This is a genomic window from Corallococcus exercitus (assembly GCF_003611585.1).
Taxonomy (GTDB): domain Bacteria; phylum Myxococcota; class Myxococcia; order Myxococcales; family Myxococcaceae; genus Corallococcus; species Corallococcus exercitus.
Genome location: NZ_RAVW01000444.1, coordinates 1 through 7,712 on the forward strand (window position 1 = coordinate 1; position 7,712 = coordinate 7,712).

Below are 7,712 nucleotides of genomic sequence, written 5' to 3' on the forward strand. Positions count from 1 at the left end.
CTCCCCTCCCTCCCGAGCGCGAGCACGCCAGCGCCCTGTCGCTGCTGGCCATGCTCCAGCGCGAGGGCCGCTTCCTGGACTTCGTGCAGGAGAACGTCGCGGCCTTCCCGGACGCGGACGTGGGCGCGGCGGCCCGCATCGTCCACGAGGGCTGCCGCAAGGTGGTGCACCAGTACCTGACGCTCCAGCCGGTGCTGCCGCAGGGCGAGGGCGACAAGGTGACGGTGCCGGCGGGCTTCGACGCGCAGCGCATCCGGCTCACCGGCAACGTCGCCGGCCAGCCTCCCCATGGAGGCACCCTGCGGCACCACGGCTGGGTGACCACGGAGGTGAAGTTCCCGTCCGTCAGCCCCGCCATGGAGCCGCGCGTGCTGGCCCCGGCGGAGGTCGAGCTCGCCTGATGCCTGCCTGAGCACCAGGCGGCGCATCCTCCGAAGTCCCCTTCCCTTCGAGGAACCACAAGGCCCCCCAGGGGGTTCCTGACCGATATGGCCCGATACGCAATCGGCATCGACCTGGGCACCACGCACTCCGCGGTGTCCTACTTCAACCTCGAGGACGGCAAGCCGCGCGGCCCCTCGCAGTCCATGCTGCCCGTGCCCCAGGTGACGGCGCCCGGCACCGTGGAGGCCCGCCCCCTCCTGCCCTCCTTCCTCTACCTGCCCAGCGCGCAGGAGTTCCCGGAGGGCAGCCTCGCGCTGCCGTGGAGTCAGGAGCCGGGCGTCATCGTGGGTGACTTCGCCCGCTCGCACGGGGCCAAGGTGCCCACGAGGCTGGTGTCCTCGGCGAAGAGCTGGCTGTCGCACCCGGGCGTGGACCGGAGGTCCGCGCTCTTGCCCTGGCAGGCGCCGCCGGAGGTGCAGCGCGTGTCGCCGCTGGACGCGTCCGCGCGCTACCTGCGCCACCTGAAGGAGGCGTGGGACCACACCTTCGCGCGCGCGCAGGAGGAGTCCGGCAACGCGCTGTCGCAGCAGGAGGTCATCGTCACCGTCCCGGCGTCCTTCGACGCGGCTGCGCGCGACCTGACGCTGGAGGCCGCGAAGGCGGCGGGCATCGAGCACATCACCCTGCTGGAGGAGCCGCAGGCCGCGCTGTACGCGTGGCTGGAGGCGATGGGGGAGAACTTCCGCAAGCAGGTGCAGCCCGGGGAGGTGATTCTCGTGGTGGACGTGGGCGGCGGCACGTCCGACTTCTCCGTCATCACCGTGAAGGACCGCGAGGGTGACCTGGAGCTGCTGCGCGTGGCGGTGGGCGACCACATCCTGCTGGGCGGCGACAACATGGACCTCGCCCTGGCGCACACGCTCAACCAGCGGATGGCGGCGGACGGCCGCAAGCTGGATGCGTGGCAGTTCAACGGCCTCACCTACGGGTGCCGTCAGGCGAAGGAGACGCTGTACGCGGATCCATCCCTGGACCGGGTGCCCATCGCCATTCCGGGCCGGGGCTCGTCGCTCATCGGCGGCACGCTGCGCACGGAATTGACGCGCGAGGAGCTGGACCGCGTCCTCACGGACGGCTTCTTCCCGGTGACGCAGGTGGCGGACCTGCCGCGCACCGCCCGGCGCACGGGCCTGGCGCAGATGGCGCTGCCGTACGCGCAGGACCCGGCGGTGACGAAGCACCTGGCGGCGTTCCTCACCCGGCAGGCGCAGGCGCTGGCGGCCAGCGCGGACTCGCCGGTGGACGTGGCGGGCAAGGGCTTCCTGCACCCCTCGGCGGTGCTCTTCAACGGCGGCGTCTTCAAGGCCGGGCCGCTGAAGGGCCGCGTGATGGAGGTCCTCAACCAGTGGCTCGCGTCCGAAGGGGCGCCCCCGGCGAAGGAGCTGGAGGGGGCGGACCTGGACCTCGCGGTGGCGCGGGGCGCGGCGTACTACGGCTGGGTGCGCCAGGGGCATGGCCTGCGCATCCGCGGCGGCACGGCGCGCGCCTACTACGTGGGCGTGGAGACGGCGATGCCGGCGGTGCCGGGCATGGAGCCGCCGGTGAAGGCGCTGTGCGTCGCGCCCTTCGGCATGGAGGAAGGGACGCAGGCGGACGTGCCGCCGCAGGAGTTCGGCCTCGTCACCGGCGAGCCCACGAGCTTCCGCTTCTTCGCGTCATCCGTGCGGCGTGACGACCGGGTGGGCGAGATGGTGGAGGACGTGGAGTCGGAGCTGGCGGCCGGGGGGCTGGAGGAGGTGGCGCCCATCGAGACGACGCTGCCCGGACAGGCCACGCCCTTTGGCGACCTGACGCCGGTGAACCTCCAGGCGGCGGTGACGGAGGTGGGCACGCTGGAGCTGCGGTGCCTGGAGAAGAACGGCTCCGGGCGCTGGAAGCTGGAGCTCAACGTGCGCATGAAGGAGTAGAAGGGGCCCCGCACACCGGAGGCGTATGCGAATCGTCGGCATCGACCTGGGCACCACCCATTGCGCGGTGGCATCCGTGGATCCAGGCAGGGGCGCGGGGGCGCCCGTCGAGGACTTCCCCCTGCCCCAGCTCGTCCGCCAGGGCGAGGTGGCCCCGCGCCCGCTCCTGCCGTCCACCGTCTACGTCCCCGCCGGCCACGAGCTGGCCCCGGAGGTGCTGCGCCTGCCCTGGGGCGACGACGGCGGCCCGTGGGTGGTGGGCGAGCTGGCCCGCTGGCAGGGCGCGCGCGTGCCCGGCCGGCTCGTGTCGTCCGCGAAGAGCTGGCTGTGCCACCCGGGCGTGGACCGCTCCGCGCCCATCCTCCCGTGGGGCGCGCCCGCGGACGTCCAGAAGCTGTCCCCGGTGGACGCGTCCGCGCTGCTGCTCACGCACATGGCCCGCGCGTGGGATTACGCCCACCCGGACGAGCCCCTGTCGAAGCAGGAGGTGGTCATCACCGTCCCCGCTTCGTTCGACGAGGCGGCGCGCGCCCTCACGGTGAGCGCGGCGCGCAAGGCGGGGCTGGAGAAGTTCACGCTGCTGGAGGAGCCGCAGGCGGCCTTCTACGACTACACCGCGCGCCACCGCTCGGACCTGGAGCAGACGCTGTCCCAGGTGCGGCTGGTGCTGGTGGTGGACGTGGGCGGCGGCACCACGGACTTCACGCTGGTGCACGCGGGCGTGTCTCCGGAAGGGCCCATGCTGCGGCGCCTGGCGGTGGGTGACCACCTGATGCTGGGTGGCGACAACATGGACGCGGCGCTCGCGCGGCGCATGGAGGAGAAGCTCACCCAGAACGGCCGGCGCCTGTCCGCGACTCAGTGGACGCAGGCCATCCAGGCCGCGCGCACCGCGAAGGAAGAGCTGCTGGGGCACACGCCGCCGGAGAAGTACGGCATGTCGCTCATCGGCGAGGGCAGCCGGCTGTTGGGCGGCACGCTGTCCACGGAGCTGGGCCGCGACGAGGCCCACGCGCTGGTGCTGGACGGCTTCTTCCCCCTGTCCGCGCCCGGGGACCGGCCCCGGCGCTCGGCGCGCATGGCGCTCCAGGAACTGGGCCTGCCGTACGTGCAGGACCCCGCCGTCACCCGGCACCTGGCGGCCTTCCTCGCGCAGCACGCGGCGGCGGGCTTCGCGGCGCTGGGAGAGACGCCGTCGCACGAAGGCGCCCTGCCCCGTCCGGACGCCATCCTGCTCAACGGCGGCGTCTTCAACTCGCCGCAGATCTCCGCGCGGCTGGTGGACGCTCTGTCCGCGTGGTGGCCGCAGGCGCCGCGCATCCCGCTCTTGAAGCACGAGTCGCTGGAGCTCGCGGTGGCGCGGGGCGCGGCGTACTACGGGCTGGTGCGGCGCGGCCACGGCCTGCGCATTGGCGGCGGCGCGGCGCGCGCGTACTACGTGGGCCTGCAGCGCGGCCCGGACAGCACGGAGCAGCCCACGCTGTGCCTGATTCCTCGCGGCTTCGAGGAGGGCCAGAAGGTGGACCTGGGCGAGCGCCCCTTCACGCTCACCCTGGGCCGGCCGGTGCAATTCACCCTCTTCTCCACGACGAGCGACCGCATCGACAAGCCCGGTGACCTGGTGCCGCTGGCGGAGGACCTGAAGCCGCTGCCGCCCATCCACACGCTGCTCAAGGGCGCGTCGGGGAAGGTCACGGAGGTGCCGGTGCATCTGCAGGCGGCGCTCACGGAGATTGGCACGCTGGAGCTGTTCTGCGTGTCGGACGTCGCGGACGAGCGCTGGCGCCTGGAGTTCGAGCTGCGCGGCACCGGCGGCTCGCACGAGCTGACCGTCACCGAGTCCATGCCCGCGCGCTTCGCCGAGGCGAAGGACAACGTGGAGCGCGTCTACGGCAACAAGCCGCTGCCCCTGGGGCCCAAGGACGTGAAGCAGCTGTCGCGCACGCTGGAGAAGGTCCTGGGCCCGCGCGACACGTGGCGCGTGCCGGTGCTGCGCGAGCTGTGGAGCACGCTCTACGCGGGCGCGAGCAAGCGCCGCCGCTCCGACGACCACGAGCGCGTCTTCTACAGCCTCACCGGCTTCTGCCTGCGCCCCGGCTTCGGCTACCCGCTGGACGGCTGGCGCGCGGAGCAGACCTTCAGCCTCTTCGACGCGCTGGTGCAGCACCACCAGGACAAGGCGGTGTGGACGGAGTTCTGGGTGATGTGGCGCCGCATCGCGGGCGGCCTCACGGAAGGACAGCAGCAGAAGCTCTACGGCTACCTCCAGCCGCACCTCTCCCGGCGCGTCCCCCCGGAAGCGCCCACGCAGGGTGGCAAGCTCAAGGGCATCCAGCCGGAGGGGTTGGACGAGATGGTCCGCACCGTCGCCTCGCTGGAGCACCTGACACCGGGCGACAAAGCGGAGGTGGGCCGGTGGATCGCCGCGCGCCTGAAGGCCGAGTCCCGCTCCGGCGGCCCGTGGGCATGGGCCCTGGGCCGGCTGGGCGCGCGCGTGCCGCTGTACGGCAGCAGCCACAAGGTCGTGGACGTGGAGACGGCGGAGGCGTGGCTGGAGCTGCTGCTGTCGCTGGACCTGCGCAAGGTGGACGGCGCGCCCTTCGCCGCCGCCCAGCTCGCGCGCCTCACCGGCGACCGCACGCGCGATCTGGATCCGGCGCTGCGCGAGCGCACGGCCCAGGCGCTGGTGGCCGCGAAGGCCGCCGACACCTGGGTGCGGATGGTGCGCGAGGTCGTGGCCCTGGAGGCCGCGGACGAAGCCCGGGCGCTCGGCGACACGCTGCCGGCGGGCCTGCGGCTGTTCTGAGTGAGGAAGCGGTCCGCCCGGGAGACTCCGGGCGGATCCCACGCATCCAGGTGTGAGCGCTGCCCGCCCCCGCAGGGCGGATCATCCCCCGGCGGGGAGCGACCCGTCCGGGCTCCTCAAGCGGAACTCCGGGCGGATCCGTCCCATGCGGGGCGCGAACAGTGCGCGCCCCAGCAGGGCGGATCATCCCGGGCCGTGGATCAGACCTGGGCGGGGGCCGTCACGTCGGCCGCGACCGCCACCGGGGCGTCGACGAGCGTCGGCGCCACGGGCGCGGCGTCGAGCGGCACGGCGGCGACGACCTGGAGCACGGGCTCCACGGCGGCGGCAACCGGCACGCTGACCGTCACGGTGACGGCCTGCGCCTCGTCCTTCTTCGGCTTCTTCGTGCCCGCGCCCGAGCGGCAACCCCGGCACCACGGCTGGTTGCGGATGGCGCCGTCCGCCATCTTCCGCAGCCCGAACTGCGCCAGGGGCTTGAGCGTCTTGCACTTCAGACACATCAGCGAGATCAGCACCTCGTGGCCGTCGGCGTCGTAGACGGAGGACTTGCGCCGCTTGCGCGGCTGGCCCGGCTCCCGCGCCTCTTTCTTCTCGGGCGCAACCGGGACCATCATCGGGGTCACTTTGTAGAGCATCTCTTCTGTCCCTCCCACGCACGGGCTCCAACTTGCTCGCGCTGGCTCGGGGCCGCGCCTGCAAGGGATCTCGCGTGCCCTAGAGTAGGGAGGTTTCCCTCCGTTGGAAACTGATCCCAGGCCGAAAATTCGGCCCGGGCGCATTTCGCTGATCTTTCGCTGGGTTGCGCCCCGATCCAGCCCCAGCGGATCAGCACGGAGAGAAAATTTCCAACGGCGGTCGCCCCTGTTTCAGGGCTTCGCGTCCGCGCAGGGCCCCGCCGCCTTCACCAGGTGCACGCGCCCGAGCGCCGGGGGCTTCAGCGCGTTGCCGTGGGCGCGGCCGTACGCGGTCAGCACCTCGCGCAGGTCCTGGCCCTGCAACAGGTTGATACGTTCCCGTGGCAGCGTGGACGTCAGCGGCCCCACCCCGTCACCGCCGCGCAGGAGGAAGTCAGGCACCGCGACCCGGTAGGTCCCCTTCGCCTTCAGCGGCTTGCCTCCCGGCAGCGTCACGCCCTGCAAGCGCTCCGGCCCGGGGCACGCGGCCAGCGTCACCTCCAGCCCGGACACCGCGAAGACGCCCTTGCGGCCGCCGTAGGCCAGCGACAGGAAGCGGCGCAGCTCGTCCGCGCTCAACTCCAGCACCGCGAGCGTGTTGTCGAAGGGGAGGACTTCGTAGAGCTTCCCGAAGGTGAGCGGCCCCTGCGGAAGGTCCGCCCGGATGCCGCCCGCGTTCATCACCGCCACGTCCGCGCGGGCCGCCTCCCGCATGGCGTCCGCGATGAGGTTGCCCAGCGCGCTCTCGCCCTCGTACACCTGGGGCATGCGGGCCTGGATCTCCACGCCCACCGGGCGGCGCTGCTCCTCCTCCACGCGCGCCTCCGCGGGGCCTACCAGCGCCTGCACGCGGGCGTCCGGCGTCACCGGCTGGCCCAGGAACGTGGCGGGCACCATCCGCACGTCCTTCGCGTCCTTGAGCTTCAGCGCGTCGCAGGTCTTCAGCGTGGCGTCCACGGCGCCGCACACCGGGATGGCGGCCTGGATGCGCGTGCGCTCGGGCAGCACGTGGTGGCTCACCGGATCCACGAAGAGGTCCACCACGCCGAACGAGCGCGCCAGGCCCGTCGTCTCGATGACCGGCACGTCGCCGAAGAAGTGCCCCATGGGCTGATGCGTGTGGCCCGCGACCACCGCGTCCACCGCGCCCTTCGGCAGCGCCTCCAGCACCGCGTAGATTTCGCCGTCGTCGCGCACGCACCCGGACGTGTCGCGCGGGTTCGCCAGGTCCGTGCACTTGCCGCCCGCGTGCGCGATGGCGACCACCACCTCCGCGCCCTGCTCGCGCAGCGACTTCGCGGCCTCCTTCGCGGCGTCGGCCAGGGACTCGAACTTCAGGCTGGCGACATTGACGGGGTTGGTCGTCTGCGGCGTCGACAGCGTGGTCAGGCCCAGCAGGCCCACCTTCACGCCCTTCACGGTGACGACCGTGGTGCCGTCATTGCCCAGCCACGCCGGGTGGCGGCCGTCCTTCTCGCGCACGTTGGCGGACAGGAAGGGGAACTTCGCCTGCCCCACGCGGGCCTTGAGCGCGCCCAGCGGATCCTCGTCCGGACGCCGGGCCACGGGCTCCGGGCCCACCGGCCCGTAGTCGAACTCGTGGTTGCCGATGGCGACCGCCGCGTAGCCCAGGAGGTTGTACACGTCGACGACGATGGCGCCCTCGACCAGGTTGGACGCCAGCGTCCCCTGGAACAGGTCGCCGCCGTCCACCAGCAGCACGCCGCCCGGGTTGTCGTCGCGCAGCCGCGCCACGTAGGACGCGAAGAGCGCCGCGCCCCCCTCCTCCACCTTCTGCCCGTCCGGCAGCGTGGCGCGGTGGGGCATCACCCAGCCGTGGAAGTCGTTGGTGCCCACCAGCGTGAGCCGCAGGGGCTC

5 protein-coding genes are annotated in these 7,712 nt (G+C 72.7%); 3 read left to right on the plus strand and 2 right to left on the minus strand.

The window, feature by feature from the left end:
* The 3 genes from D7W79_RS35195 to D7W79_RS35205 form a co-directional block, all read left to right on the plus strand.
* Positions 1-401 (plus strand): DUF2760 domain-containing protein (locus tag D7W79_RS35195; RefSeq protein WP_147442207.1); only part of this gene is annotated, 401 nt, incomplete at its 5' end.
* 87 nt (positions 402-488) lie between these two features.
* A complete protein-coding gene (locus D7W79_RS35200; RefSeq protein ID WP_120529695.1) occupies positions 489-2,351 on the plus strand; it encodes an Hsp70 family protein in 1,863 nt (620 codons plus the stop codon).
* Positions 2,352-2,376: 25 nt separating this feature from the next.
* A complete protein-coding gene (locus D7W79_RS35205; protein WP_120529696.1) occupies positions 2,377-5,157 on the plus strand; it encodes an Hsp70 family protein in 2,781 nt (926 codons plus the stop codon).
* A gap of 200 nt (positions 5,158-5,357) precedes the next feature.
* Here D7W79_RS35205 and D7W79_RS35210 read toward each other — a convergent pair whose 3' ends face one another.
* Both D7W79_RS35210 and D7W79_RS35215 read right to left on the minus strand, forming a co-directional pair.
* Positions 5,358-5,795: a hypothetical protein gene (locus tag D7W79_RS35210; protein WP_120529697.1), complete on the minus strand. Its 438-nt coding sequence runs from the start codon at positions 5,793-5,795 to the stop codon at positions 5,358-5,360.
* A 231-nt stretch (positions 5,796-6,026) separates the two neighbouring features.
* The coding region (locus D7W79_RS35215) for a bifunctional metallophosphatase/5'-nucleotidase (RefSeq protein WP_244222144.1) at positions 6,027-7,712 on the minus strand (1,686 nt) is incomplete at its 5' end.

What these genes read in the sequence shown, in the direction of transcription:
- D7W79_RS35205 (WP_120529696.1), top strand. Translation starts at nt 2,377, where the DNA reads ATGCGAATCGTCGGCATCGACCTGGGCACCACCCATTGCGCGGTGGCA.
- D7W79_RS35210 (WP_120529697.1), bottom strand. Translation starts at nt 5,795, where the DNA reads ATGCTCTACAAAGTGACCCCGATGATGGTCCCGGTTGCGCCCGAGAAG.
- D7W79_RS35200 (WP_120529695.1), top strand. Translation starts at nt 489, where the DNA reads ATGGCCCGATACGCAATCGGCATCGACCTGGGCACCACGCACTCCGCG.